The 26,898-nt window shown below is 46.2% G+C and carries 27 protein-coding genes; 14 read left to right on the top strand and 13 right to left on the bottom strand.

Annotated elements, in window-relative coordinates:
• Both TRQ2_RS00860 and TRQ2_RS00855 read right to left on the bottom strand, forming a co-directional pair.
• Complete coding sequence (locus TRQ2_RS00860; RefSeq protein WP_012310361.1) at positions 1-2,583, bottom strand: TPR domain-containing glycosyltransferase; 2,583 nt, start codon at positions 2,581-2,583, stop codon at positions 1-3.
• Positions 2,584-2,688: 105 nt separating this feature from the next.
• Positions 2,689-4,230, bottom strand: coding sequence for a flagellin (locus tag TRQ2_RS00855; RefSeq protein WP_012310360.1), 1,542 nt, complete (start codon positions 4,228-4,230; stop codon positions 2,689-2,691).
• 160 nt (positions 4,231-4,390) lie between these two features.
• On the opposite strand from TRQ2_RS00855, the gene TRQ2_RS00850 reads away from it, so the two are divergent.
• From TRQ2_RS00850 to rpsB, 4 genes are all read left to right on the top strand, one after another.
• Positions 4,391-5,155 carry an N-acetyltransferase gene (locus TRQ2_RS00850; RefSeq protein WP_012310359.1) on the top strand — a complete coding sequence of 255 codons (765 nt, stop codon included), beginning with the start codon at positions 4,391-4,393 and terminating at the stop codon, positions 5,153-5,155.
• Positions 5,152-6,348 (top strand): glycosyltransferase family 4 protein, encoded by a 1,197-nt coding sequence (locus TRQ2_RS00845; protein WP_012310358.1) that lies wholly within the window; start codon positions 5,152-5,154, stop codon positions 6,346-6,348. Before TRQ2_RS00850 ends, TRQ2_RS00845 begins: the two co-directional genes overlap by 4 nt.
• Before the next feature lie 59 nt (positions 6,349-6,407).
• Complete coding sequence (locus TRQ2_RS00840; RefSeq protein WP_012310357.1) at positions 6,408-7,655, top strand: MFS transporter; 1,248 nt, start codon at positions 6,408-6,410, stop codon at positions 7,653-7,655.
• Between the two features lie 139 nt (positions 7,656-7,794).
• Complete coding sequence (gene rpsB, locus TRQ2_RS00835; RefSeq protein WP_012310356.1) at positions 7,795-8,583, top strand: 30S ribosomal protein S2; 789 nt, start codon at positions 7,795-7,797, stop codon at positions 8,581-8,583.
• A gap of 21 nt (positions 8,584-8,604) precedes the next feature.
• Here rpsB and TRQ2_RS00830 read toward each other — a convergent pair whose 3' ends face one another.
• Genes TRQ2_RS00830 through TRQ2_RS00815 form a run of 4 tightly spaced genes read right to left on the bottom strand, consistent with a single transcriptional unit; the run spans position 8,605 to position 10,835 of the window.
• Positions 8,605-8,925, bottom strand: coding sequence for a YbjQ family protein (locus TRQ2_RS00830; RefSeq protein ID WP_011942855.1), 321 nt, complete (start codon positions 8,923-8,925; stop codon positions 8,605-8,607).
• A 14-nt stretch (positions 8,926-8,939) separates the two neighbouring features.
• Positions 8,940-9,662: an ABC transporter permease gene (locus TRQ2_RS00825; protein WP_148202874.1), complete on the bottom strand. Its 723-nt coding sequence runs from the start codon at positions 9,660-9,662 to the stop codon at positions 8,940-8,942.
• A 13-nt stretch (positions 9,663-9,675) separates the two neighbouring features.
• On the bottom strand, positions 9,676-10,473 hold the full coding sequence (locus tag TRQ2_RS00820) for an ABC transporter ATP-binding protein (protein WP_041434249.1): 798 nt from the start codon (positions 10,471-10,473) through the stop codon (positions 9,676-9,678).
• Positions 10,470-10,835, bottom strand: coding sequence for a GntR family transcriptional regulator (locus TRQ2_RS00815; RefSeq protein WP_011942852.1), 366 nt, complete (start codon positions 10,833-10,835; stop codon positions 10,470-10,472). The genes TRQ2_RS00820 and TRQ2_RS00815 overlap by 4 nt, the downstream gene beginning before the upstream one ends.
• A 122-nt stretch (positions 10,836-10,957) precedes the next feature.
• Here TRQ2_RS00815 and TRQ2_RS00810 point away from each other — a divergent pair, with 122 nt between their 5' ends.
• Complete coding sequence (locus TRQ2_RS00810) at positions 10,958-12,871, top strand: DUF1923 family maltosyltransferase (RefSeq protein WP_011942851.1); 1,914 nt, start codon at positions 10,958-10,960, stop codon at positions 12,869-12,871.
• Here TRQ2_RS00810 and ylqF read toward each other — a convergent pair.
• Genes ylqF through TRQ2_RS00795 form a run of 3 tightly spaced genes read right to left on the bottom strand, consistent with a single transcriptional unit; the run spans position 12,834 to position 16,830 of the window.
• Positions 12,834-13,622, bottom strand: coding sequence for a ribosome biogenesis GTPase YlqF (gene ylqF / locus TRQ2_RS00805; RefSeq protein WP_011942850.1), 789 nt, complete (start codon positions 13,620-13,622; stop codon positions 12,834-12,836). The genes TRQ2_RS00810 and ylqF overlap by 38 nt on opposite strands.
• On the bottom strand, positions 13,619-15,034 hold the full coding sequence (locus TRQ2_RS00800) for a phospho-sugar mutase (protein ID WP_012310353.1): 1,416 nt from the start codon (positions 15,032-15,034) through the stop codon (positions 13,619-13,621). Before TRQ2_RS00800 ends, ylqF begins: the two co-directional genes overlap by 4 nt.
• Entirely contained in the window at positions 15,031-16,830 is a 1,800-nt protein-coding gene (locus TRQ2_RS00795) for a TIGR03960 family B12-binding radical SAM protein (protein WP_012310352.1), read from the bottom strand. The genes TRQ2_RS00800 and TRQ2_RS00795 overlap by 4 nt, the downstream gene beginning before the upstream one ends.
• Positions 16,831-16,890: 60 nt before the next feature.
• Here TRQ2_RS00795 and TRQ2_RS00790 point away from each other — a divergent pair, with 60 nt between their 5' ends.
• From TRQ2_RS00790 to infB, 5 genes are read left to right on the top strand one after another with little or no spacing between them, the layout of a single operon-like run.
• Positions 16,891-17,829, top strand: coding sequence for a DNA polymerase III subunit delta' (locus tag TRQ2_RS00790; RefSeq protein WP_011942847.1), 939 nt, complete (start codon positions 16,891-16,893; stop codon positions 17,827-17,829).
• Positions 17,820-18,635, top strand: a complete 816-nt coding sequence (locus TRQ2_RS00785) for a stage 0 sporulation family protein (RefSeq protein WP_012310351.1) — start codon at positions 17,820-17,822, stop codon at positions 18,633-18,635. The genes TRQ2_RS00790 and TRQ2_RS00785 overlap by 10 nt, the downstream gene beginning before the upstream one ends.
• A 2-nt stretch (positions 18,636-18,637) precedes the next feature.
• On the top strand, positions 18,638-18,859 hold the full coding sequence (locus TRQ2_RS00780) for a DUF2905 domain-containing protein (RefSeq protein ID WP_012310350.1): 222 nt from the start codon (positions 18,638-18,640) through the stop codon (positions 18,857-18,859).
• Between the two features lie 4 nt (positions 18,860-18,863).
• Complete coding sequence (locus TRQ2_RS00775; RefSeq protein ID WP_012310349.1) at positions 18,864-19,178, top strand: 50S ribosomal protein L7ae family protein; 315 nt, start codon at positions 18,864-18,866, stop codon at positions 19,176-19,178.
• 19 nt (positions 19,179-19,197) lie between these two features.
• Complete coding sequence (infB, locus tag TRQ2_RS00770; RefSeq protein WP_012310348.1) at positions 19,198-21,270, top strand: translation initiation factor IF-2; 2,073 nt, start codon at positions 19,198-19,200, stop codon at positions 21,268-21,270.
• 93 nt (positions 21,271-21,363) lie between these two features.
• On the opposite strand, the gene TRQ2_RS00765 is transcribed toward infB, so the two are convergent.
• From TRQ2_RS00765 to TRQ2_RS00750, 4 genes are read right to left on the bottom strand one after another with little or no spacing between them, the layout of a single operon-like run.
• Positions 21,364-22,572: an RNA-guided endonuclease TnpB family protein gene (locus TRQ2_RS00765; protein WP_012310347.1), complete on the bottom strand. Its 1,209-nt coding sequence runs from the start codon at positions 22,570-22,572 to the stop codon at positions 21,364-21,366.
• On the bottom strand, positions 22,557-22,946 hold the full coding sequence (tnpA, locus tag TRQ2_RS00760; protein WP_010865201.1) for an IS200/IS605 family transposase: 390 nt from the start codon (positions 22,944-22,946) through the stop codon (positions 22,557-22,559). Before tnpA ends, TRQ2_RS00765 begins: the two co-directional genes overlap by 16 nt.
• 23 nt (positions 22,947-22,969) lie before the next feature.
• The gene (locus TRQ2_RS00755; protein WP_011942842.1) at positions 22,970-23,563 is read right to left on the bottom strand and encodes a hypothetical protein; all 594 of its coding nucleotides are present in this window, start codon (positions 23,561-23,563) and stop codon (positions 22,970-22,972) included.
• Between the two features lie 5 nt (positions 23,564-23,568).
• Positions 23,569-24,312 carry a Mut7-C RNAse domain-containing protein gene (locus TRQ2_RS00750; RefSeq protein WP_004080909.1) on the bottom strand — a complete coding sequence of 248 codons (744 nt, stop codon included), beginning with the start codon at positions 24,310-24,312 and terminating at the stop codon, positions 23,569-23,571.
• 63 nt (positions 24,313-24,375) lie between these two features.
• Between TRQ2_RS00750 and TRQ2_RS00745 the strand changes: the two genes are divergently transcribed.
• The 4 genes from TRQ2_RS00745 (at position 24,376) to TRQ2_RS00730 (ending at position 26,880) form a co-directional block, all read left to right on the top strand.
• A complete protein-coding gene (locus TRQ2_RS00745; protein WP_004080908.1) occupies positions 24,376-24,849 on the top strand; it encodes a peroxiredoxin in 474 nt (157 codons plus the stop codon).
• Positions 24,850-24,891: 42 nt separating this feature from the next.
• Positions 24,892-25,107 (top strand): hypothetical protein, encoded by a 216-nt coding sequence (locus TRQ2_RS00740; RefSeq protein WP_004080906.1) that lies wholly within the window; start codon positions 24,892-24,894, stop codon positions 25,105-25,107.
• 40 nt (positions 25,108-25,147) lie between these two features.
• On the top strand, positions 25,148-26,152 hold the full coding sequence (locus tag TRQ2_RS00735) for a glycosidase (protein ID WP_011942841.1): 1,005 nt from the start codon (positions 25,148-25,150) through the stop codon (positions 26,150-26,152).
• A 212-nt stretch (positions 26,153-26,364) separates the two neighbouring features.
• Positions 26,365-26,880, top strand: coding sequence for a hypothetical protein (locus tag TRQ2_RS00730; RefSeq protein ID WP_012310346.1), 516 nt, complete (start codon positions 26,365-26,367; stop codon positions 26,878-26,880).
• The last annotated feature ends 18 nt before the right edge of the window (positions 26,881-26,898 follow it).

Below are 26,898 nucleotides of genomic sequence, written 5' to 3'. Positions count from 1 at the left end.
TCAGACCCTCCTGAAGGCTTCAATGAACCTGAGGTTTTTATCAACTGCTCTCACTTTAACAACGGAGAATCTCAAATCTTCCAGAGTTTTCTTCATTTGATGGGTGGTTCTCAATACTCTAAAAGCAGGATAATACCAAACAGAGTTATTTCTATCTCTCAGATCAGGAACGAAGAAGAAAAGAAGAACCCTTTCAGCATCTTCAGCAATTTTACTCAGATCGAGAGTCTCTTCAACACCAGAAACAACAAGGAGGTTTTTGGAGTCTTCTTTCAGTTCTATTTCCAGATCTTTCAGAATGGATTCAAGACCAGAAGCTTCCCCTTTGATTCTCAGGTCTCTTATATCGCTTTCCAGGAGAACCCCTATCATGTGCTCTTCTTTCACTTTGAATGGAGGTTCTTTCATGATTTCCTTTTCTCTTTCTTTGTAAAGCTTCAAGGCTTCATCTGATGGATATGGAAGCGCGTAGTAGAAGTTTTCTTTTCTCTTCCACGCTCTGACAGGGTGAATCGCACCAAAACCAGAGAATCTCTCTGTTATGTTTCCCACCCAGATGATTTCATCCTCTTTTTTCATGAACGGAAATGTCTGATTCGGATAAAGCCCGTTGTATTTGTATCTTCCAAGTGCTATGTCTCCCAGATTTTCGTTTTCTTCCACTGCTTTTATGTTAAGTTCGAAGGCTTTCAATGGATTCTCTTCTTCCCAGGTTTTTGCGAGACGGTAATAGTAGAATGGAAGTTTTGAGATGTCTTTTATTCTTTCAAGAAGCGTTCTTGCTTTTTCTTTGCTTTTTTGGAACACAGCCACTGCTGAGGTGTAGATGGCGAGTGGGTGATCGGAGATGAGATACAGTTTTTCCGCGTCTTCTTTTGCGAATTCGAGGATGTTGAACGGAAACTCTCTGTAGCCGGAGAAGTATCTGTACAATTCCTCGTAGACTCCTTCTATATCCGGGTCGAGTCTTGTTTTCAGATCTTCTATCACAGGTTTTATGAAGCTTGCTATCTCCGGAGCCAGTTCCAGTGTTTTTCTGTACCTTGAGATGGCTTCCGAGAAATTCCCAAGTTTCAGATACAGATCGCCGATGAGAGCCTGGATAATGCCGTTAAGTTTTTCATCACCTTCGATCTTTGAGAGAACTCTGATGAGTCTTCCTTCTGTTTCTTTCTCTCTCAAAAGATCGAAGATGAAAAGAAGTCCGGGGATACCTGTTTTTCCCACGAAGGAGTTAATGTCACCGTCTGTCAGGTATTCGAACAGGAAATCCTTCTTTTCTACTAATCTCTTCAAAATGAATTTGGAGATTCTCCTTGAAACAGGGAGTTTGTTCAAAAGCTTTTCGGATGCTTCAATCTCGAATTCCACTATTTTCTCAACTATTTCATCGAAAAACAAGCTTTCAGAGTGTTCTGCTATTTTCTCAATTAACGTGAGTGCTTTCTGGAAATCTTCTCTGTTGTCTATTTCTGATATAATCCGAAGCGTGAGAGCAATTTTGGATTTATCTACGCCGTTTTCAATCGCTTTCAAAAGATTCGCGTAGGCTTCATCCCATTTTTTAAGTTTTATACAAGCATGACACATGAGAAGATGAGCCATTCCTGTTTCTTTGATAGTCATGATTGTAAAATCATATTTTTCTGCTTGAGATAGGGCCCTCTCTAAAACTTCGAAAAACTTTTTCCCCCACTGATAAAGATTCTCCCAGTCTTTTTTTCGTTCGTAAATTACAAGCTTTGCGAAATATGGATCTGGATTTTCTGGGAAAGCCTTAATAGCGGAGTCTATGAATTCTTCTCCTTTTTCAAGGAACCCGTTCAAAATCAGTTCCATTCCGAATATATAAAAAAACTCCAGACCTATTGGAGGTATTTTTCCAACCTTCATTATTTCCTGCAGAGTTTCCCAAGCGATTTTGTTCTCCTCGTGTTTCTGACCACCTATTTTCTCTGTTTTGTAAAGCTGGACGAGGTAGTATATTTTTTCTACAGGATCTTTCACGTTCTTTAGATGTTCTCTTATTAATGTCCCTGTTCGTTCATACTTTTTCTTTTTGAGCTTTCTTGTCCAAATGTAGCCGTAATGATAAATCTTGAACGGGGCATGAACCACTTTCGGCTTGTAGACAGCCTGGTTGTGAACGATGTTTTTGTAGTACACCGTCCCGTTTCTGAATATCCTCGGAGTGGAGGCCACTTCTGTTTTTTTGAAATCCCAGTCCAGATAACTCACCGTTGGAAGATAGATGGTGTTCACATCGTCTGGAAGATTTTTCAGAAAGTCCCTTATGTTCTTTCTGAACTCTTCAGAGACCTCTTCGTCAGCGTCCAGAATGAGAATCCACTCGCAGGTGGGAAATTTCAAAGAAAAGTTCCTCGCTTCAGAGAAATCGTTTTTCCATTCGTGGAAGTAAAGCTTGTCTGTGTATTCTCTCACGATCTCTGGTGTTCTGTCTGTGGATCCCGTGTCGACCACCACGATTTCATCTACGACGTCTTTTATGCTTTCAAGCGCTCTTCTTATGTTGTGTTCTTCGTCTTTCACTATCATGGCTACAGAAAGCAGACATTTTCTCATCTTCTCACCTCGGTTGTATATTTCTATGTCCTGCTCTTTCTTTCCTCATATATTTTTGCACAAAAACAAAGGGGGCTTGCGCCCCCGAATTGACGGTGTTTATTTTTATCTCATCAGCTGGAGGACGTTCTGTGGAAGTGTGTTGGACTGAGCGAGCATAGCCATACTGGACTGAAGCAGGATCTGTTGTTTGGTGAATTCCATCATCTCTTTTGCCATGTCTGCGTCTCTGATTCTGGATTCGGCCGCTGTGAGGTTTTCCGCTGCAACTCCGAGGTTGGAGATGGTGTGTTCGAGCCTGTTCTGGACGGCACCGAGCTGTGCTCGTGCACTACTGACTTTGTGTATCGCAGCGTCTATGACCATGATCGCTCTTTCTGCACTGTTTTGATCCGTTACCTTGAGAGAATCGGGTGTGAGACCAAGAGCAGACGATCTCATGTCGTCGAGTCCTGCTATCATGTTGTGTCCTTCGTTAGCTCCGATCTGGAAGACGAGTGAAGTGTCCTGATACCAACGTTCCTCTGCTCTCACCACACCGCTGTCGATCACTTCTTCCATTGGCAAGGCTCCACCGAAGGAGTTGATATCGTACACTCCTGTGGTCCAGGTAAAGACAATTCCTCTGAGACCGGTAAGATCAAATGCAAATTTGGAACCGTCATAGCTTATAGATCCACTGACCGTTCCGTAGAAGGCGTTACCCTGCGAGAAGTCGACAACCAGTGCTGATGCGAGTCCTGTTTCGTTGAAGTAGTTTACTCTGACATCAAGAGAACTTGTTCCAGCACCCACAAATTGGCCGACTTCTACAACGTAGGATCCTTCGTGGACATCATCGAAGGTTACCGACACCGATGTGGCAATTGAGATTTTCACAGAATCAACGTATGCACGTACTGGAGATGTGCCTAAGGAAGCATCAGATACGACGAATTCAAATTTCAATCCACCAACAGTAATTACACTCGTTGAAGCGATAGCTTCACTAGTTACTTGAAAACTTTTTATTGTCGCTCCTCTATCAATGATTTTCACTGTACTGCCCGAAGCTGATATTGTTATATCCCCTAGTGTTACTCCATTTATAACAAGATTTACTGCCTTAGCACTGCTTATTATACCTTGAGCGTTACCTATTGAGAGGCCATTCAAAGATTGCGACGCTTGGAGGTTGAAGTTACCACCTGTGACCACTTTCACATCTGCCTGAGGTCTGAAGCTCTCGATCTTTCCATCCAGCAGTTTCATTGTGTTGAACTCTGTTGTTCTTGCAATTCTGTCGATTTCTTCTCTGAGCTGATCCAGTTCTGCCTGGATCTGGTATCTGTCAACGTCCGTGTTCGTATCGGACGCAGCCTGAACTGCGAGTTCCCTCATTCTCTGAAGGATCGAGTGAACCTCAGTGAGAGCTCCTTCTGCTGTCTGGATCAGAGAGATGGCATCCTGAGCGTTCTTGATCGCCATGTTGAGACCTTTGATCTGGCCTCTCATCTTTTCGCTGATGGCAAGTCCCGCTGCGTCGTCTCCTGCCCTGTTGATCCTCAGACCAGAGGAGAGTCTCTCAAGCGTCTTACTCATGCTGTATTGAGTCTGGTCGATGTTTCTCCAAGCGTTCAACGCACTGATGTTGTGATTGATCCTCATAACCTACTCACCTCCGTGTGAGTATTCTTACTTCCCTGTACCCGGCGCCGGGCTTTCCATTATCTTTAATCGGAAGAGACTTTAGGGATTTTAATGTTAAATGTTTGTAACAACACGGGTGGTAAAATTTTTTCGGATAATCCGAGAGGGAGGTTAAGTTATGAGTTTTATTTCAAGCAGGGCCAAAATTGGAGAAAACGCAAAAATAGGTCGCAACGTGGTGATAGAAGATGATGTGGTTATAGGAAGGAATGTGATGATAGGACACAACGTAGTGATCAGAGAAGGAACGATCGTGGGTGACGACTGCGTTATTTTCGACGGCACAGTTCTCGGAAAACTTCCCTTCAAGTCTGCTATATCTGCCGTAACTGAGGAAAAAGAGTTTCCTCCTCTCAAAATAGGGAACGGTGTGATTATAGGTGCCAACTGTGTGATATACCGGGGAAGCATTCTGGAAGATTTCGTGTTTGTGGGAGATCTTGTAGTGATAAGGGAAGATGTAAAAATAGGGTCTTACACGGTGATAGGAAAGGGTGTCACTGTCGAGAATAGGACTACCATAGGAAGATATGTGAAAATAGAAACAAATGCTTACATAACAGCACTTTCAACTATAGAAGATTATTGCTTTGTTGCACCCGAAGTTACGTTTACAAACGATAATTTTCTTGGAAGAACAGAAAAGAGAAAGAAATTTTTCAAAGGGCCAACTCTAAAAAAGGGTGCACGAATAGGAGCGAACGCAACCATTCTGCCTGGTATTGTTGTAGGTGAAGATGCTTTAGTAGCAGCTGGCTCTGTTGTTACAAAGGATGTTCCTGATAGGAAGATCGTTATGGGTATTCCTGCAAAAGTGGTGAGAGATGTCCCTGAAGAGCAGCTTTTGGAAAATCAAAGTTACTACAAGGAGGAATCCTCTTGAACATAGCCGTACTCAATCACTACGCGAGCACACCAGAGATGGGAAGCGCTGAAACGAGACATTTCGAACTCGCGAAAAGATTCGTAAAGGAAGGTCACAAGGTGGATATCTACATCGGTGATTTTTCGCATCTCATCGGGAAAAGATGGAGCGAAACATTCGGATGGAGTTTTTCTAAGGACGGCGTGGATTTCATTGTTGTTGAAACGAGAGAATATATCGGAAATTCCCTTTCAAGGCTTCTCTCCTCTATCGATTATTACAGAAATGGAAGAAAGAAGATCGTTCAGAGAAACTACGACGTCATCATCGCGTCTTCTCCGCACCCGTTTTCCTGGAGCCTTGGTTGGTATTACGTGAAGAAAAAAGGTGGAAGGTTCTTCATCGAGATCAGAGACGTCTGGCCGGACGATCTTGTAGAACTTGGTTCTCTGAGCTACCGTCATCCAGTTTCAAAGCTCTTCGACCACATGTGCAAAAAGTATTATCCGAAAGCAGATGGAATCATTTCCCTTGTTCCAGATCTTTCCAAGCACTTCAACAGACTGAAGGTTCGACCAAAAAATTTCATCTACATTCCCAACGGTGTTGATCTGAAGATTTTCGAAGATCCAGAACCGTGCCCGATAGTGGATGAACTCTTTTCAAAAGTACCCGCTGATAAGATAAAGGTCGTCTACGCGGGATCCATCGTCGAACATAAGGGGATAAAAGAGTTCATAGGAACACTTTCAAAAGTGAGCAAAAGCCTGAGAGATCTTTTTGTGTTCCTCTTTGTCGGGCCGTCTCAGGCGGATTATCTTGTTTCTGTGAAAGAAACGGCGAAAGATCTGCAGAACGTGTTCTTTTTTGATCCTGTTCCAAAAAGGTGTGTTCCCTACCTTCTTCAGAAGGCAGATGTTCTCCTCTTCACTCTCTCTCAAACCGTGATGGATCACCCTGCCGTGAGTTCCTACAAAGTGGTAGATTACATGGCCTCTGGAAAACCAGTCCTCTGTGTCGATATCGAAAATCTTCCCTTCAAGAAAACGAAAGGAGCTGTCTTTTTCAGAGAGGGTAATCTCGAGGAAGCACTGAGAAAAATCCTCGATGAAAATCCTTCAGAATTCGGCAAAAGAAACAGAGAGTATGTGGAGAGAGAAAGAGACTGGGATCGGCTTTACGAAAAGTTAAGGAGTTTCGTACTCTCCTGAAACGAGAAGTTAGGATAGAATATCTTATGCTGCATACTTTGAAACCGGGAGAGAAAAAAATGAAACGTCTGACGGAGAAAGATTACCGGTGGAATTTCATCGTGAACTCACTGGATTACGCGTTCTTCAGTCTTGGGATGACCCTCGGATCCATTTTCACGCTCTTTCCCGTTTTCGCCAGAAATCTTGGAGCTTCCAATCTGGAGCTGGGTCTCATCCCGGCCATCGCGAATCTGGGCTGGGGCATTCCAGCCATATGGGGTGCAAAGTACGCGGAGAGATCGCCAAAGAAATTGAACCTCGTTCTCAAGGTAACGCTGGGAGAGAGGCTTCCTTACCTGTTCATGGCTCTGATCAGTTTCTACCTCGCTGTTCCTTCTCCAAGACTGGCTCTTTACCTTTCCATTCTGATGGTTGGGATCGCCACGTTCTCAATGGGATTTCTGGGGCCTCCTTGGATGAGCATGATAGAGAAGGTGATAGACCCACGAAGAAGAGGCACCTTCTTTGCCATGGGAAACGGTCTTGGAGCGATGCTGGGAGTCGGTGGCTCTGCCATCGCCGGAGAGCTTCTCTCGAGCCACCCGTTTCCCGTGAACTTTGGTTACGTCTTTCTCACAGCGTTTGTCTTCTTCATGGTGTCCTTCGTGTTTTTGGCTCTCACAAGGGAAGTGCCGGATCACACACTACCAGACGATGAACCTATATGGAACTACATAAAAAACATGAAGAATGTCTTTCTGGACAGACATTTCCGGAACTTTTTGATAGAGAGGATCATCACGAGTTTCATGTTTGCGTCCAGCGGTTTCATCACGGTGTATTTGCTGGAGAAGTTCTCACTTCCAGATGAATCGGCAGCGGTTTTCACGGCGATCGTTCTCGTTTCTCAAGGACTGTCTTCTTTCCTGTTCGGTCCCCTCGGTGACAGAAAGGGGCACAAACTGAATCTCCTTCTCAGCAAGATCTTTTATTCTGCAGCTGTCATACTGGCGTTTCTTTCCACATCACCGGTGCACGCCTATCCCGTCTTTGCTCTGATGGGCCTTGTGAACACCACGAACAACGTTGGAAACATGGCGATCACACTGGATTTCGTGTCTGGGAAGAGAAAAGAACTCTACATGGGGTCTCTGTACTTCTCAATCGCTCCTTTTTCCTTCGTTGCTCCCCTCATCGGAGGTAAAATAGCAGATCTTTCTGGATACGGTGTTCTCATGGTTCTCACGGGGTTGATCGGTGTATTCGGGATTTTCTACGTTGTGAAGTTTATCGTGGACCCGAGGGTTTCAAACAAGAACAATTGAAATTTCCTCTCTTCAATGGTAGAATTCTCAAGGTGTATATCACGCACGCTCCTGGATCCCACCCTCGGTGCCTGTGAAAAGGCCGGCGTGGGTGTGAAGGGAGCGGAGGATCAAAACCAAAAGAGTGGAGGTGTTTTTTGTGGCGGTTGTTACGATGAAACAGCTTCTGGAAGCGGGAGTTCACTTTGGACACAGAACGAGAAGATGGAACCCAAAGATGGCTCCCTACATCTACACGGAGAGGAAAGGCATCTACATCATCGACCTTCAGAAGACCCAGCAGTTGCTCGAAGAGGCTTACTACTTCGTAAGGGAGAAAGCCAGCGAAGGTGCAACGATTCTCTTTGTTGGGACGAAAAAGCAGGCCCAGGGAGTCATAAAGGCTGAGGCAGAAAGGTGTGGAGCCTTCTACGTGAACAACAGATGGCTTGGAGGACTTTTGACGAACTTCAAAACGATCAGATCGAGGATAGAAAAACTCATCGAACTCGAAGAAATGGAGCAGAGCGGCAAGCTCGACGAACTTCCAAAGAAAGAACAGAGCAGGATCAGAAGAATTCTCGAAAAACTCAGAAAAAACCTCGGCGGTCTCAAAGAGATGAGAAAGATTCCAGACATCATCTACATCGTTGACCCGAGGAAGGAAAAGATCGCTGTGGCAGAGGCGAACAAGCTGGGAATCCCCATTGTGGCTATTGTTGACACGAACTGCGACCCAGATCCCATTGACTACGTTATCCCTGGAAACGACGATGCGATCAGATCCATAAAGCTCATCACTTCCGTCATTGCAAATGCGTATCTCGAGGGAAGAGAGGGAGCTCCTCTCACTGCGGAAAAAGAAGAAACAGAAAGTGCAGAAGAAACGAGTGAAGAAGTAATGGAGGACATAAATCTGGAAGAACTCGAAGAGGAAGAAGAAGTGTAATCAAGGGGCGTTCCCGCCCCTTTAAATTTTCTCCAGTTTCACCGCGGTTCCGTACGCGAGGATCTCCGCAGCACCGCTCATAATCGTGGACGAAGAATATCTAAATCCTATCACCGCATCTGCTCCGAGTTTCTCCGCTTCTTTTATCATCCTTTCCAGTGCAATGTTTCTTGCCTCCGTGAGCATCTCCGTGTAGCCCTTGATTTCGCCACCCGCGAGGGTTTTAAAAGCGGCGGCTATGTCTTTTCCCAGGTGCTTCGACATCACCACGTTTCCGCAGACTACACCGAGGATCTCTTTCACCCTGTATCCAGGCACCTGTTCCGTGGTGGTGATAATCATTCTCCACACCTCCTTCAGAAGTCTCTCGTTTTGAAACTCTTCCAAGAAAGATAAGTGAAAACAACACCGGTTAAAGTGTAGATCAGCGACGGCCAGAGTGTGAGATCACCCTTCAAAACGTAGGAGTAGGTGTTCAAAGTGGAGAGAGTTTTCACAAATCCGCCAAGGACGGTGGTTCCCGCAAGAGTAGCAATCGAAGCGATGAGAGGCTGCACTTGATCTGAAGAGATCACAGAGAAGAACACCGTGATGGAAAACCACAGGTAAGTCGTTATCATCTCCACAAGGAAGTATTTGAACACCAGTCCTGTATCGAGTTTTTCTCCGATGAACCAGCTCACAGGTACTGGAACAAGAGCAAGCACGAAAAGCGCTACGAAAGTGAAAACAAGAGGAGCGAAGAACTTCACGATGAAGAGCTTTTTTCTGGACAGCCTCACGAGTAAAAGTTCGATCGTTTCGTTCTCTATTTCTCTTGCAAATATGGGAAAAGCAATTATGATCGCAAGTATCGGTACAAACTGTCCGAGGTTCTTTCCGTACCACTGCGTGATGATGTAGAAATTCCACTCTGAAAGCTTCTTTATGAACTCCTCTGTGACACCGAATTTTTCAAGAAATCCTTCGGGAATGTTTTTCAACATTTCGGTGAGGGCCGGTGTGTAATCTTTCATCACCACCAGGAGCACGAACGTTCCAAGAAGGAGGAAGAACATCACAAGGAATCTCACCTTCATGTCCTTTAACTCCTTAACGATCATTTCTCTCACCCCTCACAATCGCTTTGAATATGTCTTCAAAGGTTGCTTCTTCGATCTCCACACCTTCAGGGGCTTCTTCCTTTTTCATAAGGTAAACTTTTTCTCCACTTTTGAGAGTTTTCAGAAGATAACCGTTCAGATCCTCTTTGGAAACCACAAGGCTGTAAGAGGACTTTATGTCGTCGAGGCTTCCCGTCAAGATGATCTTTCCTTCCTTCATGATGGCAACTCTGTCTGCGATCTTTTCCACTTCTGCCAGAACGTGACTTGTGTACAGAACGGATTTGCCTTCGAAGGTGAGGGACCTTATATGATCGAGTACCTCGTTTCGCACGAGGGGATCGAGTCCCCAGGTGGGTTCGTCCAGTATGTAGAGATCCACGTTCTCAGAGAAAACGAGTGAAAGGTAGAGAATAGTTCTCATACCGTGCGAGAGATTGGTCACCTTCTCGTTCAGGTCTATTCTGTACCTTTCGAGAAGTTCGAGGCAGTTTTTCTTGTTGAAGTCCTTCCCTATCTTCTCGAAGAGATCGATGATCTCTTTCACTCTGAGATACGGATAGAGCTTCTTCTCCTCCGGTAGATAAGTGAACGTGCCGTTCAGTTCGATCTCTCCGGAGTTTTTCCTTCTCAAACCTGTGATGCACTTCAGAGTCGTTGTTTTACCGGCACCGTTTGGACCGAGTATGGCAAAGATCTCTCCTTTTTCCACTTCGAAACTGATGCCGTCCACGGCCGCTTTTTCCCCGTAGAACTTTCTGAGATCTTTCACCTTGAGGATCATCATTCATCACCTCTGTAGATTTCTTCTGTTATTTTCAGAATCCTCTCCAGTGGAATACCCGCTTTCTTGCAGTCTTCGATCTTCTTCTTGAGTTCTGTTTCAAGCTGTGTTCGGATCTTTTCCAAGTTTACTTTTGAGACGACGTAGCCCTCTCCTCTTCTCACTTCTAAAACTCCTTCCCGGACGAGCTCTCTGTAAGCGCGGGCGACGGTGTTCAGGTTCACACCGAGGTCTTCCGCAAGATATCTTATGGAGGGCACAAATTCACCCTCTTTCAGTTTTCCCGACAGGATCAGAAGTTTTATCTTTTCCTTTATTTGTTCATAGATGGGTTTTGAGGAGTGAAAGTCGATCTTGAACCACAAGACCACCACCTCACTGTAATATTATACTATTACACTACTCTCAGAACCAAGTTCTGTCTTGCGTGTTTTGTTGCGTTTTGTTAAAATAGATGATGAAATCAATTAAATCAGGAGGGATGATCGTGCTTTTGAGAGAGATAAACCGATACTGCAAAGAAAAAGCCACCGGAAAGAGAATCTACGCAGTTCCAAAGCTGTGGATACCGAGTTTCTTCAAAAAGTTCGACGAAAAATCCGGCAGGTGCTTCGTCGATCCTTACGAACTCGGAGCCGAGATCACCGACTGGATTTTGAATCAGTCCAGAGAGCAGGATTATTCCCAGCCTATTTCATTTCTTAAGGGCGAGAAAACACCGGACTGGATTAAGCGTTCCGTTGTTTATGGATCCCTCCCCAGGACCACCACGGCGTACAATCACAAAGGCTCTGGATACTACGAAGAGAACGACGTTCTTGGTTTCAGAGAAGCGGGAACGTTCTTCAAGATGATGCTGCTTCTTCCGTTCATCAAAAGTCTCGGTGCGGACGCTATCTATTTACTTCCCGTGAGTAGAATGAGCGATCTCTTCAAGAAGGGAGACGCTCCATCACCGTACTCCGTGAAGAATCCAATGGAGCTCGATGAGAGGTACCACGATCCGCTTCTCGAACCTTTCAAGGTGGATGAAGAGTTCAAGGCCTTTGTGGAAGCGTGTCACATCCTCGGAATCAGAGTGATTCTCGATTTCATTCCAAGAACGGCTTCCAGAGACTCTGATCTCATAAGAGAACATCCGGACTGGTTCTACTGGATAAAGGTGGAGGAACTTGCAGATTACACTCCTCCAAGGGCCGAGGAACTTCCGTTCAAGGTGCCGGATGAGGATGAACTCGAGATCATATACAGCAAAGAAAATGTGAAAAGACACCTCAAAAAGTTCACACTTCCTCCGAATCTGATCGACCCTCAAAAGTGGGAGAAAATAAAAAGAGAAGAGGGGAACATTCTGGAGTTGATTGTGAAAGAATTTGGAATCATCACTCCTCCAGGATTTTCCGATTTGATCAACGATCCACAACCTACATGGGATGATGTCACGTTTTTGAGGTTGTACTTGGATCACCCGGAGGCTTCGAAAAGATTTCTCGAGCCGAACCAGCCTCCCTACGTTCTCTACGACGTAATAAAGGCGAGCAAATTTCCTGGAAAAGAGCCGAACAGAGAGCTCTGGGAGTACCTCGCGGGCGTGATACCACATTACCAGAAAAAATACGGAATAGACGGTGCAAGACTCGATATGGGGCACGCACTTCCCAAAGAACTTCTTGACCTCATAATAAAGAACGTGAAGGAGTACGATCCCGCATTTGCGATGATCGCAGAGGAGCTGGACATGGGGAAGGACAAAGTATCGAAGGAAGCGGGATATGACGTGATCCTGGGAAGTAGCTGGTACTTTGCGGGAAGAGTGGAGGAAATAGGAAAACTCCCTGAAATCGCCGAAAAGCTCGTTCTTCCTTTCCTCGCCTCCGTTGAGACTCCCGACACACCGCGCATTGCCACAAGAAAGTACGCTTCCAAGATGAAAAAACTGGCACCGTTTGTAACCTACTTTCTACCGAACTCTATTCCCTATGTGAACACGGGACAGGAGATTGGAGAGAAACAGCCCATGAACCTGGGGCTGGACACGGATCCAAACCTGAGAAAAGTCCTCTCCCCAACCGACGAGTTTTTCGGGAAACTCGCATTTTTCGACCACTACGTTCTCCACTGGGACAGCCCGGACAGAGGAATCTTGAGCTTCATCAAAAAACTGATAAAGGTGCGCCAGCAGTTCCTCGATTTTGTCCTCAACGGAAAGTTTGAAAACCTCACAACGGAAGATCTCGTCATGTACTCTTACGAGAGAAACGGACAAAAGATCATCGTCGCCGCAAATGTTGGAAAAGAGCCAAAAGAGATCACCGGCGGAAGGGTTTGGAACGGAAAGTGGAGTGATGAAGAGAAGGTAGTCCTCAAACCCCTTGATTTTGTTCTTGTTGTACAGGAGTGATATCTTCAGGGCGTTCGAAGGAAACGCACCCTGCTTTTCCCTGAGCCACTTCTGTGAAAAAAAGCATCAAAGCTCTTTCTATATCGGGGACTCCTCCTTTTTTGAGGAGTCCTCTTTTTCTCGCAAAGTCCTCGAAGAACTCGCTGAACGATGATGCTATTCTGACATTTTGAGCGAATATCTCAAAGGCCCTTTCGAAGATCCTCTGATCTTCTATTCTCTCCACTGGTAGGCTTCCCACAAGAAGGAGCTTCGCTGCGAGGTCTTCACTGAAGATGTTCTTGTAGAGAATACCGGGTGTGTCCAGAATCTTCACGCCGTTCTCCAGGGAGAACCACTGGATACCCTTTGTAACGCCAGGCTGTGCTCCAACAGAGCTCGCCCTTTTTCCTTTCAGCTTGTTTATGATCGTTGATTTTCCCGTGTTTGGAACACCAACGATCAGAACGCGGGCAAGTCTGTCGAAGGAGAGCTTCTTCAGGAGGACCTTCCTTGGTTCATCTTTGTGAGTGGTGATCACTCTTTTTCCCTGCTTTTTGAAGAACTCCACCCACTTCTTCGTTGTTTCCTCGTCTGCTATGTCCACTTTGTTCAGAAGGATGATCGTTTCTTTCCTGGAGAAGTCCACACCGTACGCCGATGTGGCAAAGGGGGCCCGCGCGTCGCGGACCTCCACCACCGTGTTCACAAGTTTCAGAAGATCCCTTATCTGCCGTTTTGCTTTCTCTATATGACCGGGATACCAGCTCACAGTTTCAGAATCTCCTCTATTTTCTTCTCGTTCTCCCTGATCAATTCTTCTGCTTCTTCTCTCGTATCTCCCCTTACGTGGATGTAAACCTTGAGCTTCGGTTCTGTTCCCGAAGGTCTCACGAAGATTCTTGATTTTTCAAAGACAAAGGCTATGGTCTCGTTTGGAATAACGTTTCCGTAACCCTTTGAGTAGTCGATGATATCGTTGCGAGTTTTGAGGGATTCGTATATTTTGATCGCTTTTTCGACATCTTCAACTTTGAAATTGATGAGCTTTTCCATGTAGTACCCGTGCTTCTGGTAGAGTTCTTCGAGCTTCTCGTAAGGATCGTGGTTGCTGAAGGCAATTGCGGAGAGCACACTGCCCACCACACCGTCTTTGTCCCTCGCGTGGGTTCCTGCAAGGTACCCACAGCTTTCTTCGAAACCGAAGACGAAGTTCCTGTCACCCTTTCTGCTGTGTTCCTCTATCAAGTGGCCTATGAACTTGAATCCAGTCGGCGTTTCTTCCAGGAAGGCACCTTTCTCTTCGCAGATCGGTCTCACCATGTCCGTTGTAACGATCGTCTTTATCACAAGGGGATTTTCCACCTTCACATAATCCAGGAGAAAGTCCGTGAGAAGGACACCTACTTGATTTCCTGTGAGTCTCCGTCCTCTGAAGACTACTCCCACTCTATCGCAGTCCGGGTCTGTGGCGAGTCCCAGAGTGGCTCCTTTTTTGTTCAAAAGAACAAGCGCTTCATCTTCCTCGGGATTAGGTGTGGGTGCGGTTGAGAAGTTCGGATCAGGTTTCATCTGCTCTTCTACGAGTCTGACTTTGAATCCAAGCCTCTTCAGGACCTCAGGCACGTAGTTTGCTCCTGTTCCGTGAAGCGGAGAGTAGGCGATATCCAGATCGGTCTTCATCGGAAGATTTGAAACAAGCTCAAGCACAGTATTTATGTAGCTCTCTTTCACTTCAGGTGGCACGAACTTGATTTCTCCCTCTTTCACACGGGAGGTATCGACTTTTTTGTATATCTCTGTGATTTCGTCTGTGTATTCGGGTATCGCCTGTACACCGTTCCAGGTGTAGACCTTGTAGCCGTTGTATTCCGGAGGATTGTGGCTTGCGGTGACGACCACACCTCCACCCGCTTTCACGTATCTCACGGCGAAGGAAAGAACCGGTGTCGGGGTAGGTTCAGGGAAAACGTAGGCTTCCAAACCTTCACCGGCGAAAACTCTGCCGGCCAGCTCTGCGAATTCTCTGGAATTCTTTCTCGTGTCGTAAGCAATCACCACGCTTTTCTGGCCTTTCTCTTTCAGCCAGAGGGCGGTGCTCAGAGAGGCTCTTTTCACCGTTTCTTCGTCGAATTCCCCTTTCCTCATCACGCCTCGAATTCCACCCGTTCCGAACAGAATCATCCTCTCTCACCTCCGAAAAGAACGTTTTTAACTCCAAATCTAAAACATACACCGCACAGATAACACCTGTTCCATCTACAGTCGTCTGTGGTTTCTCCCTTGATTGCTTTTCTGTACTCCTCTTTCAGAAACTCCTTTGTTACTCCCATGTCTATGTGGTCCCATGGGAGGTCTTCAGAAGGATCGATCTCTCTGAGATAGTCCTTGGGATCTATTCCCGTTTCATCGAAAGCTTTTTCCCACAGATCGAATCTGAACATCTCACTCCATTCGTCGAAGAGTGCTCCCAGTTCGTGTGCCTTCACTATGAGATTCAGAAGTTTTCTGTCACCCCTTGAGAAAACTCCTTCAAGAAGACTCATTCTTGGATCGTGATAGGAAACTTCTGCGAATTTTTTTGCTCTTTTCAGTGTTCTGATCCTTTCGTGCGCTTCTTCAGGAGAGATCTGCCTCGCAAACTGAAAGGGCGTGTGCGGTTTTGGAACGAACACGGAGACGGAAGCGGAAACTTCTTTGAAGCCGAGTCTCTTCACTTTCTCTAAGAGTTCGACCATCTCTTCGAGATCTTCATTCGTCTCTCCAGGAAGTCCCATCATGAAGTAGAGTTTCACACGTCTCCAGCCGGATTTTTTCGCGGCTTCGAGCGTTGCGAAGATATCTTCTTCACTTATGTTCTTGTTGATAATGTTTCTCAACCGCTGTGTAGATGCTTCGGGTGCGAAGGTGAGGCCTGTTTTTCTCACGGAGGCAATTCTCCCGGCGATCTCCACACCGAACCTGTCCATCCTCGTGGATGGTATGGATACGGCGATCTTCTTTTCTGAGTATCTTTTCAAAAGTTCGGATACTATCTCCCCTATCTGAGTGTGATCCATCGTCGAGAGAGAAAGGAGGGATACTTCTTCATAGCCGGTGTTTTTCAGCATTTCTTCGACATTTTCGAGGATGTTCTCGAGGGATCTTTCTCTCACAGGTCTGTAATAAACGCTCGCATGGCAGAATCTGCATCCCCTCGTGCATCCTCTCGCGACCTCTATGATGGCTCTGTCGTGGACTGATTCGACGTTCGGCACGATCTTCTTCACCGGAACGGGTTGGGAGTTCAAATCTTTCACGACTCTTCTTTTTATGGTCTGAGGATATTCCGGTGAAACTGGAACTATCTTTTTTCCTTTCTGCTCGTAGAACGCTGGAACGTAAACCCCTTCGATCTTGGAGAGTTCTTTCCAGATCGTTTCTCTTTCTTCTCCCTTCGTTTCTTTCAACACCTGAGCGATTTCAAGGATCGCTTCCTCACCATCACCAATGAGAATCGCATCGAAAAATCCGTAGATCGGTTCGGGATTCGAAGAGCACGGACCTCCACCGAGAACAATGGGATCTTTCCTCTTTCTCTCCCAGAAGAAGAGGGGTATTCTGGAGAGTTTCAAAACCTCTATGACGTTGGTGTACGAGAGTTCGTACTCCAGAGAGATTCCAACGGCATCCATCTGATAGAGTGGTGTGTAGGACTCCATAGTGTAAAGGGGGATATCCTTTTCTTTCATGCGCTCTATCATGTCGATCCAGGGAAGATAGCTCCGCTCCGCCCAAACGTCCGGTTGTTCGTTCAAAATGTGGTACAGTATCTCAAGACCGTGGTTTGAAGTACCTACCTCGTAAGTGTCGGGAAAAACGAGGGCTATCCGGAGGGAAACCTCCTCTGGATCTTTCACAACGCTGTTGATTTCTCTTCCTATGTATCTACTCGGTTTTCTAACCCAGGGAAGTGTTTCATTCAAGAATTTTAGAATCATCCTTTCACCTCAGTTTTGATTTTATCATTGGTTGTTATAATTAGAAGGCGAGGTGAGATCATGAACGATTTGATCAGAAAGTACGCTAAAGATCAACTGGAAATTTTGAAAAGGATCATAGAAAAGTCTGAAGGAATATCCATTCTCATAAACGGAGAAGATCTCTCGTATCCGAGAGAAGTATCCCTTGAACTTCCCGAGTACGTGGAGAAATTTCCCCCGAAGGCCTCGGATGTTCTGGAGGTAGATCCCGAGGAGGAGAACATAGGTATAGACGAAATCAGAACGATAAAGGACTTCCTGAACTACAGCCCTGAACTCTACACGAGAAAGTACGTGATAGTCCACGACTGTGAAAGAATGACCCAGCAGGCGGCGAACGCGTTCTTGAAAACCCTTGAAGAACCGCCAGAATACGCTGTGATCGTTCTGAACACCCGCCACTGGCATTATCTACTGCCGACGATAAAGAGCCGAGTGTTCAGAGTGGTTGTGAACGTTCCAAAGGAGTTCAGAGATCTCGTGAAAGAGAAAATAGGCGATTTCTGGGAGGAACTTCCGCTCCTTGAGAGAGACTTCAAAACGGCTTTCGAAGCCTACAAACTTGGTGCGGAAAAACTTTCTGGATTGATGGAAAGTCTCAAAGTTTTGGAGACGGAAAAACTCTTAAAGAAAGCCCTTTCAGAAGGACTCGAGGGTTATCTCGCGTGTAGGGAGCTTCTGGAGAGATTTTCAAAGGTGGAATCGAAGGAATTCTTTGCGCTTTTTGACCAATTAACCAATACGATAACGGGAAAAGACTCATTTCTTTTGATCCAGAGACTGACAAGAATTGTCCTTCACGAAAACACCTGGGAAAGCGTTGAAGATCAAAAAAGCGTGTCTTTCCTCGATTCAATTCTCAGGGTGAAAATAGCGAATCTGAACAACAAACTCACTCTGATGAATATTCTCGCGATACACAGAGAGAGAAAGAGAGGTGTCAACGCTTGGAGCTGAAGGCAAGGGCAGTGGGAGTGGAGATAATACCAAAGGGTAAGATAATTTACTACTCTGTACCCAACGGTGATGAGTACGAGAGAGGAGACCTCGTTCTGGTTCTGGGAGATTTCGGACTTGAAGTTGGGAAAGTACTGATACCTCCCAGGGAAGTGGTCATAGACGAGGTGGGGTACGAACTCAAGGCTGTCATCAGAAAGCTGACGGATGAAGATCTAGAACAGTACAGAAAGAATGTAGAAGATGCGTGGAATGCTTTCCAGATTTGCAGGCAGAAAATAAAAGAACACGGTCTTCCCATGAAGCTTCTCTACGCCAAGTACACCTTCGATAGAACGAGGCTCATCTTTTTCTTCAGTGCGGAAGGAAGGGTTGATTTCAGAGAGCTTGTAAGGGACCTCGCAAAGATCTTCAAAACGAGGATAGAGTTGAGACAGGTCGGTGTTAGGGATGAGATGAAGTTCTTTGGAGGCCTCGGATTGTGCGGACTTCCGACATGCTGTTCCACATTTCTCAGAGAGTTCACCAGCGTCACACTGAAGCACGCCAAAAAACAGCAGATGATGATCAATCCGGCCAAGATATCCGGGCCCTGTCGAAGACTTCTCTGTTGCCTCACTTATGAGTACGACTTCTACGAAAAAGAGCTGAAGGGAATTCCCGACGAGGGAAGCACCATAACGTACGAAGGGAAACGTTACAGGGTGGTCAACGTGAACGTGTTTCTGAAAACAGTGACCCTTTTCTCGGATCAGGAGGGAGAGATGATAAAGGTCCCGTTCGATCGTTTCAGGAAGGGGGAATGAAGATGTTCCAGGGGATTGGAAAGTTTCTGATCCTCATGGGACTCATCCTTGTGGTTTTCGGTGTTCTGCTTGTGCTGTTCGAAAAGATCCCGTTTCTTGGGAAACTTCCCGGAGATATAGTGATAAGGCGAAAAAACTTCGTTTTTTACTTTCCTTTGATGACGAGCTTGATCATCAGCGTGGTGATATCTCTCATTCTGTACCTGATATCCCGAATGAGGTGATGGTATGGACGATCAGATAAAAAGGAAAGTTTACAGTTACATTGGATTCGCTGTTAAGGCAAGAAAGATCGTATTCGGAAAAGAACGTATCAGGGCGTATATAAGGGCCCCGAGAAAGAAGAAACTCATCATCATAGCGAAAGATGCCAGCGAGAGGACAAAGAGGGACACTATAATACGGTGTGAAAACAAGAACGTTCCGTACATTGTCATGTTCACCAAGGAAGAGTTAGGGAGGCTTCTGGACAAACCCGGTGTTTCTGTGGTAGGTCTGGAGGAGGACAGTCTGATTGAGGCTATAGAAAAGGTGGTAAAATAGACGAGGCGAGGTGATAGAAATGGCCAGACTGAGAGTTTACGAGTTAGCCAGAAAACTGAACATGTCACCAAAAGAACTTCTTCAGGAACTGGAAGAGCTCGGCGTGAACGTGAAGAGCCATATGAGTTATGTGGACGAAGAAATGGCGAATATCATCATAGATCTTTTGGAAGAAGATAACCGGAAAGCCAAGCAGCCTTCCAAGCCAAAGAAAGAAAAGGGAGAAGAGGAAGTAGAAAAAGAGGTCGTCGAAAAGAAAAAGAAGAAAAAGATCACTTTGAAGCCAGACGAACTCAAGCTCGATATCATCGCGGAGAAAATAGGTGTTCCACAAAACAAGATCATCCAAGACATGTTCGTCAAGAGAGGAATCGCGTTGAGACCCGGTCAGATCCTGAAGCTTGAGGAAGTAGAACAGATCCTCAAGGAGTACAAGATCGAGATAGAGATAGAGGAAGAACAGCAAACTTCAGTGGAAGAAGTTGACGAATTTGAACTTCTGGAAAAGAGATACCAGGAGCTCTACGAAAAAGAGAAGGACAAACTCGTTCCAAGGCCTCCTGTTGTAACGGTCATGGGACACGTCGATCATGGAAAGACCACGCTCCTCGACAGGATCAGATCCACAAGAGTCGCTGAAAGGGAAGAAGGAGGAATAACACAGTCCATAGGTGCGTATCAGGTGGAGGTCAACGGGAAAAAGATCACCTTCATAGACACACCCGGGCACGAGCTCTTCACCGAGATGCGCGCAAGGGGAGCCCAGGCGACGGACATAGTGGTTCTCGTTGTGGCGGCGGACGATGGTGTGATGCCACAGACGATAGAGGCCTACAACCACGCCAAGGCCGCCAACGTGCCGATCATTGTGGCGATAAACAAGATTGACAAGCCAAACGCTAACGTGGAAAAGACGAAGCAGGAACTCGTAGAAAAGCTGGGACTCATCCCCGAAGAGTGGGGTGGAGACACGATAGTAGTTCCCATATCAGCAAGAACCGGTCAGGGAGTCGATGAACTGCTGGAGATGATCCTTCTCGTCGCAGAGATGAACGAGATAAAGTGCTACCCCGAAGGACCTGCGAGGGCCGTGATCATAGAGTCTAAACTGGACAAAAAAATGGGGCCTGTCGCGAGTGTGATCGTGAAAGATGGTGTTCTGAAGGTTGGAGACGCGGTTGTTGCTTCGAACACGTACGGCAAGGTTAGGAATCTCTTCGACGACAACATGAGACCCATCAGAGAAGCCTATCCATCTCAGCCCGTTATGATCCTCGGCTTCGAAGATGTTCCCGACGTGCATTCCAACGTCTACGTGGTTGAAAGTGTAGAAAAAGCCAAAGAAATCGTGGAAAAGAGACTGCAAAGGCTCGAAGCCCAAAAACAATCGAGGAAGCACATAAACCTCGAGGATCTCATGAAGATGATGCAGGAGAAGGAAAAGAAAGTGCTCAATCTCATTCTGAAGGCGGACACGTACGGCTCTGTGGCTGCTTTGAAGAATGCGATAAACAAGCTCCAGTCCAAAGAAATCGAGTTGAACATAGTTCACGCTGGAGTGGGCGAGATCAGTACAAGCGATGTGATGCTCGCCGCTGCCGTGGATGGGGTCATCCTCGGTTTCAGGGTGAAGGTGAACAACCAGGCGAGAAGACTCGCGGAGCAGGAAGGCGTCGATGTCAGAACTTACTCCATCATATACAAACTCGTCGAAGATCTGAAGCTCGCACTCGAAGGTATGCTGGAGCCAGAGGAAGTTGAAGAAGTCATCGGTCATGGCGAGATAAGAAAGGTCTTCAAGATATCCAAAGTAGGAAAAGTGGCAGGAGTTCAAATGCTCGATGGTAAAGCCGACAGGAACGGTTTTGTGAGAATCTACAGAAACGGACAGCTCGTTTTCGAAGGAAAAATAGAGAGTTTGAAACACTACAAAGAGGACGTCAACGTAGTTGAAGCACCGCAGGAGTGTGGAATAAAGTTCGCGGGATTCGACGATATACAGGAAGGAGACGAATTGGAGTTCTACGTGATAAGAAAGGTGAAGAGAAAGCCGACTTTCGTGGAGGAACAGTCAGATCAGGAACAGAAATGAAGGGGCGAAAGCCCCTTCTTTATTCAATCGTTTCTACTCTCACGTTTTGACCTCCTCCCAATCCCCTGAAGGGGATGGGACTTTTGGTGGCTCTCAGGCCACCTTCCATGGAGCCAAAGATGCTCCATGGCCACAGAGGTGTGGATGAAACCTCACACCTCTGGCGGGGGCCAAACCCGCTACTACCTGGCCTGTGCCAGGATACCTTTTCCAGATGTTGATTGCTCCAACTCCGTCCCTGTGATACTCAAAACCACAGGCTTTGCAGTGGTATCTTCTTCCGTTCGGATTGTTCTTTGCACCACAGACAGGACACGTCTTGCTTGTATTCGCTTCTGAGATGAGTTTCACTTCGATTCCGAACTGCTCTGCTTTGTACCTTATCATCTCGATGAGTTTTCTGAACTGCCACTGGTGGATCTTTTGGTTCGCGTTGTCGCTGTAGTCCGCTCTTTCTCTGATCCCTGTGACGTCTCCTATCACGATGGTTCTGATTTGTTTTCTGAGGCACAGTCCGATGAAACTGCTTGTGATCTTGTGCATGATGTCGTTGATCTGGTTTCTGAGCCGTCTCAGGGCTCTTTTCTTTGCACTAACAAGCTTGTTGTACCTTCTTGATCCCTTCTTGCACTCTGCTATGGCAGACTGAAAACTTGCAAGGCGTTTGTTTCGATAGCGAAGAACACTGCTGAGGACTCCTCCGTGGTAGCTGATGACTTCTTTTCCATCAAAGCACGTAATGGGACGGAGCACTCCAAGGTCGACCGCCATAACACCAGAGCCAGCATTCTTCTCTTCAATCTCCACCTCTATCGCAAGGTGGAGATAGTATCCATCTTCAAAGACAAGTCTTGTCTGTTTGATGCGAAGGGGAGGTTTGAGAGGTGTTTGTACAACAAATGGTTCTCGTTCTTTGCCCAAAGACAATCTCAGGGTACCGTCTGGCAGAAGTTTTACAGCGCTTTCTTTCCATATGAACGGCAGATAGCGTTTTTTCTTGTGGGGAGGTTTTGCATCTTGATTCTTTTTGGCTGCTTTGAAGTACCCTTTGAGGGCTTGAAAGTAGAGCTGAACAAATGCCTGCTTTGAATGGACGTGGATTTTGATGTTTTCTGCCCAGCGGAGGATGTATTTGTCTGCGGTGAGCCAGGACAGCCAGAAGCCTTTCTTTTGGTGTATCTTTTGCACGAGAGACATCGTTTTGTTGTAGATTCTCGCTGCGGTGCGGTTGAGTTCTTCGCATGTTTGACTCAGGTGTCCTGGTACGGCGAGTTTGTAGGTTCGTATCACACGTCTTGACATTCCTCGATGTACCTCCTGATAGTTTCTTCAGAGACATCACCAGCTGTTCCAACGTAGTAACTTCGAGCCCAAAGGCCCTCTTTGGTTCTAAGCTCTGGAAATTTCTCCAGCAGTTTCCTCGCTGAAACACCCTTGAATAGGTTTGCTATCTCAGCCGGTGAAAATCTCGGAGGCGCCGATACAAACAAATGAACATGATCAGGCTGAATAGAGAGGGCCAGTATTTCTATTCCGTGTTGTTTTGCTGTGTTGCGGAGTATTCGTTCAAGTTCTTCAGCTATGGAGCCGACCAGGATTTTTCTGCGGTATTTAGGTATCCACACAAAATGATAGTTCAGATTATAATGACTCCACCTTGTCTTCTTGATATGCATACCTATCACCACATTCAATTATATCATAAGATAATTAACACCACAACAAACCTATCCCCCTGAAGGGGGATGGCTTGCGTGGTTGGGGTTCTGTCACTCAATTTGAAACTACTGTTTTCCGCTATCTTCATGTCTATACTTCCTGCGAACTTGTGAAGAGATATACCGCACTCTGAGAAAATCACGTAGAAACTTTTCTTTCCATCTTCGGACAGTCTGAAGTACACTCTTCCCTCTGCAGATCCTTCTCTCTTCAGGTTACACTCAAGGATAAAGTTCGTCCACTCTCCTGGAGTGAAAACTCCACGGTCTATGATCACTTTGAGGACCTTGCCTATGGTTTTATCTGCTTGTACTCCTTCTTCAACGTGTGGAGCCTTTCCAAGTACCTTCCAGGGCCCAAACGGGGCAACCTGACCCTGGCCGTAAGCTTCAAAATCTTCAAAGAAATCCTCTGTTCCCGTTGGTTCCACTACCTTGAAACCGAGGTCCACCTTCGGCATTTCGACATCCACTTTGGGAAGAGGCACCGGCACCTGAACCCTCGATTCACAGCTGGTTCCCATCATGAGAAGCAGGGAAGCGGTCACCAGAAAAAGTAAGAAAAGTATTTTCATGTTAATCATCCCTTATTTATGTTCGATTTTATGAACTCCACCATGTGATCGTAGTGCGACCCTTTCCAGTAGATTCTTCCACACACCGGACAGCGAGCGAACTCGTTGAAGAATCCATAGACTTTTGGAGGAACTCTGTTTTTCACAGCTTCTTTTGGTACTTCTTCGAGTTCCACACCACATTCGATACATCGGGTGAAGGGTTTCATCCACTTCTTCAGATCGTATCTTTCCACCACCTCCACCAGTTGTTCCTTCGGATCCGTGTTTCTCACGTAGTAACCGAAGACGAGCTCTTTTCTTTTCAAAAGACCCGTGTCTCTGGACAGAAGGATAGCTTTCTTTTTCACCGCCATCCAGCAGAGTTTTTCGTCGCTTTCTTCACCAAAAACCGCTTCAAAACCCAGCATTCTGAGAAGCCGTGCCAATTTTCCAAGGTGTATATCGAGCACAAAACGGGGTTCACCTATGTATCTGGGAGTGACGAGCCAGTCTTCAGGAATTTCTATGTTCTGGAACTCTGGATACACAAAGAAGAGTTCTCCATCTTCCACCATATGATCGAAGCCGACCGGTTTTCCGTTCAGTGTGATGAGGCTCACTTCCACATGTGGAACTCCAAGGGCTTCTATTCTGTCCTTCACCGTCTGAAAACCCGTGAAGCGATGAGTTTTTATTCTTTCACTATTTCTGAAGAAATCGTTCAATCTACCGAAAAACCTGAAAAAGGCTATTTTTTCGTATTTCATAGATGATCCCCTTTCGTGGTAGAATTCTAATGGGTAAGTTCAGCCTAACTGGAGGTGGTTTTCATGTTGAAGTCAGGCGATAAGGCGATCGATTTTGAGCTGGTGAACACCGATTTGAAAATGGTGAAACTCTCCGATTTTTCTGGAAAGAACGTTGTGCTTGCTTTCTATCCAGGAGCGTTCACGAGTGTTTGTGAGAAAGAACTCTGCACGTTCAGGGATTCTCTCTCCAAGTTTAACAGACTCAACGCGGTGGTTCTTGGAATCAGCGTGGACAGTCCGTTCGCAAACAAGGCCTTCGCTGAGAAAAACCACATCACGTTCGATCTGCTCTCCGACTTCGGCGGAAGGGTGGCTTCACAGTACGGTGGTGTCCACGAGAACTTTCTGAATATCCCCGGCTACACCGCTGCGAAGAGGGCTGTTTACGTGGTAGACGGAGGCGGAACGATAGTTTATTCCTGGGTTTCCGAAGATCCAGGTAAGGAACCACCCTACGAAGAAATAGAAGAAGCGCTCGAGCGTCTTTCAAAATAAACATCTCGATGATTTTTCCGATAAGAAAATAGGGGTGATACCATGAGAGTAGAAGGGATCGGCTACAACCCCGTTTATCAAAGTTATGCTCAGCAGCGCACTACCCCCGTTTCAACAGCTGGTAGTTCTCCTGTCATGACAAAAGAGCAGATGGAGCAGATACTCTTCTTCTCCCTTTATCAGCAAACGGGTCTGAACGTGAAGCTCGTGAGAATTGCAGGAGAACTCTACGGAAAGATGATGGACCAGCTGGCCTGAAGGGGACCTCCCCTTCAGGTTTCAAGGGGGGAAATAGGAGATGGTGGAAGAGCTCCTCGGAAAAGCACTGGCACGAAAAAGATCCCTGAGGAAAGATGAGACGATCGATGTGTTCAATCGGGTGACTTACTTTTTCCCAAAAGATTTCGTCATCACGAACTATCCCAGAAATCCGGTGGCTGTGTTCAATCCTGGAGCGGTTCTCGTTGGCAAAGCACTTCATGTTTTTCCCCGTTTGATTTTCGATTACTACAAGTACGTTTCGTCTATTGGTCATTTTATAGTGAACATCGACGATCTGTTGAATGGAGAAGTAAAAAAACCATTGGAAATGGAAGTTGTATTCTGGCCGAGAGATATTCAGGAGTTTCTGGGGTGCGAAGATCCGAGGGTGTTCTTCAGAAATTCCCGTTTCGAGCTTCTCTACACAGCGAAAGGATACAAAGACTGGTCACAGGAAGGAAAGCCCCACACCGATTTTCTTGCGTACGCCGTTCTCGATGAGGATCTGAACCTGATTGAGAAGAGATACATATCGATAAAAAGTACGCTGGGTGAGTATGTGCCGGTTTCCATGAAAGACAGTTCTTTTGTGGAGTCGAACGTTATCTTGACGAGATTGACGGTTGGTGATGCCAAGGTCTGCTGGAGAGGAAGGCTCGAAGGAAGTTACATAGATCTGTATTCGCTCGATCCCGTCTTTTTCCCGGAAGAGTGGGAGACGAAAGTTGGATGGTCAACGAACACTGTTGAAGTGAAGGAAGGTTATCTGGTGGGATGGCACGCTGTTCTCAAAGATCTCACCTACAAAAACGGTCTGGCACTCGTGGATGGCAGGGGAAGGCTCCTCGGTACCACGAATTACGTTCTCTCACCAAAAGGTGTGATTGAGGAGTACGGAGACAGAATAAGGGTGATATTCGGGTGTGGGCTCGTCGTCTATGAAGGAAGAGTGATATGGATAGGCGGTGTTTCCGATTGGGCGATAGGTGTTTTTGAGACGAGTGAAAGAGAGATCATGAATTTAATGAAAGAAGCAACATGAATTTAACAGTGCGGTGGTATCGTATCTTTGTGAGGTGAGACAATGGGTAGTTTCGTACTCTTTGAGCAAGGAATTCTCAGCGATATGATAATGTGCACTACGATCAAAAGCCGGCCCCTCGAAGGACCGGGAGTTTTCGTGTGAGCAGTGAGACTGAAATCGAGGGGCCGGCCGGATGGTCGGCCCCTTTTGTTTTATAGGGAGGTGAGGAGATGAGGATTGCTGCAGGAGCTCCTGTCCTTGCGTCGGGAAGGTTCAAGAGAGTGGGCTTGAAGAACGGATACACGCTTTTGGTGGATAGATCTGCTGTTCTCCCGGAAGAACTTTCATTGAACGGATCTCCCCTCGAAAAGAACGGAGCGATCCTCGTGGATGCTCTCAAAGAGTCTGATTTTGCTCTGGAAAGAGATGGGAAGTTCTTCCTGAAGATATCACAGCCGATCGTGGTTCATTTCTTTGAAGGCATAAGTGTTAAGATCTTCCCTGAACTCACACCGTCTGTGTGCGTCACTGGAGTATTCACTGGAGAGAAAGGAATTCTCGTTCTTGGAAAAGAGGAAGCGATATGTGACAGGGTAATAGATTCGTTCGAAAATTCCGTGAGAAACTCCTATGACATTCCAAAGTTCTTGAGAGATGTCAGAGAAAATTCTGGAATATTGGGAATAGTTGCGATTGCGGGGAAAGTAGTGGGAACGTGGGCGAAGGGAAAACTGGACGTTCTTTGATCGAAAGGTCCGCCCCGA

Origin of the sequence: Thermotoga sp. RQ2 (assembly GCF_000019625.1) — a bacterium.
GTDB lineage: Bacteria > Thermotogota > Thermotogae > Thermotogales > Thermotogaceae > Thermotoga > Thermotoga maritima.
This window is presented reverse-complemented; position numbering and strand designations above follow the sequence as displayed.

Excerpts from the sequence above, each read along its gene's own strand:
- TRQ2_RS00795 (WP_012310352.1), bottom strand. The coding sequence starts at position 16,830 with ATGATTCTAAAATTCTTGAATGAAACACTTCCCTGGGTTAGAAAACCG.
- TRQ2_RS00765 (WP_012310347.1), bottom strand. The coding sequence starts at position 22,572 with ATGTCAAGACGTGTGATACGAACCTACAAACTCGCCGTACCAGGACAC.
- TRQ2_RS00820 (WP_041434249.1), bottom strand. The coding sequence starts at position 10,473 with ATGATGATCCTCAAGGTGAAAGATCTCAGAAAGTTCTACGGGGAAAAA.
- TRQ2_RS00825 (WP_148202874.1), bottom strand. The coding sequence starts at position 9,662 with ATGAAGGTGAGATTCCTTGTGATGTTCTTCCTCCTTCTTGGAACGTTC.
- TRQ2_RS00780 (WP_012310350.1), top strand. The coding sequence starts at position 18,638 with ATGTTCCAGGGGATTGGAAAGTTTCTGATCCTCATGGGACTCATCCTT.
- TRQ2_RS00745 (WP_004080908.1), top strand. The coding sequence starts at position 24,376 with ATGTTGAAGTCAGGCGATAAGGCGATCGATTTTGAGCTGGTGAACACC.
- TRQ2_RS00750 (WP_004080909.1), bottom strand. The coding sequence starts at position 24,312 with ATGAAATACGAAAAAATAGCCTTTTTCAGGTTTTTCGGTAGATTGAAC.
- infB (WP_012310348.1), top strand. The coding sequence starts at position 19,198 with ATGGCCAGACTGAGAGTTTACGAGTTAGCCAGAAAACTGAACATGTCA.
- tnpA (WP_010865201.1), bottom strand. The coding sequence starts at position 22,946 with ATGCATATCAAGAAGACAAGGTGGAGTCATTATAATCTGAACTATCAT.
- TRQ2_RS00740 (WP_004080906.1), top strand. The coding sequence starts at position 24,892 with ATGAGAGTAGAAGGGATCGGCTACAACCCCGTTTATCAAAGTTATGCT.
- TRQ2_RS00755 (WP_011942842.1), bottom strand. The coding sequence starts at position 23,563 with ATGAAAATACTTTTCTTACTTTTTCTGGTGACCGCTTCCCTGCTTCTC.
- TRQ2_RS00850 (WP_012310359.1), top strand. The coding sequence starts at position 4,391 with ATGAGTTTTATTTCAAGCAGGGCCAAAATTGGAGAAAACGCAAAAATA.
- TRQ2_RS00735 (WP_011942841.1), top strand. The coding sequence starts at position 25,148 with ATGGTGGAAGAGCTCCTCGGAAAAGCACTGGCACGAAAAAGATCCCTG.
- TRQ2_RS00790 (WP_011942847.1), top strand. The coding sequence starts at position 16,891 with ATGAACGATTTGATCAGAAAGTACGCTAAAGATCAACTGGAAATTTTG.
- TRQ2_RS00775 (WP_012310349.1), top strand. The coding sequence starts at position 18,864 with ATGGACGATCAGATAAAAAGGAAAGTTTACAGTTACATTGGATTCGCT.
- TRQ2_RS00855 (WP_012310360.1), bottom strand. The coding sequence starts at position 4,230 with ATGAGGATCAATCACAACATCAGTGCGTTGAACGCTTGGAGAAACATC.
- TRQ2_RS00730 (WP_012310346.1), top strand. The coding sequence starts at position 26,365 with ATGAGGATTGCTGCAGGAGCTCCTGTCCTTGCGTCGGGAAGGTTCAAG.
- TRQ2_RS00800 (WP_012310353.1), bottom strand. The coding sequence starts at position 15,034 with ATGATTCTGTTCGGAACGGGTGGAATTCGAGGCGTGATGAGGAAAGGG.
- TRQ2_RS00840 (WP_012310357.1), top strand. The coding sequence starts at position 6,408 with ATGAAACGTCTGACGGAGAAAGATTACCGGTGGAATTTCATCGTGAAC.
- TRQ2_RS00860 (WP_012310361.1), bottom strand. The coding sequence starts at position 2,583 with ATGAGAAAATGTCTGCTTTCTGTAGCCATGATAGTGAAAGACGAAGAA.
- TRQ2_RS00830 (WP_011942855.1), bottom strand. The coding sequence starts at position 8,925 with ATGATTATCACCACCACGGAACAGGTGCCTGGATACAGGGTGAAAGAG.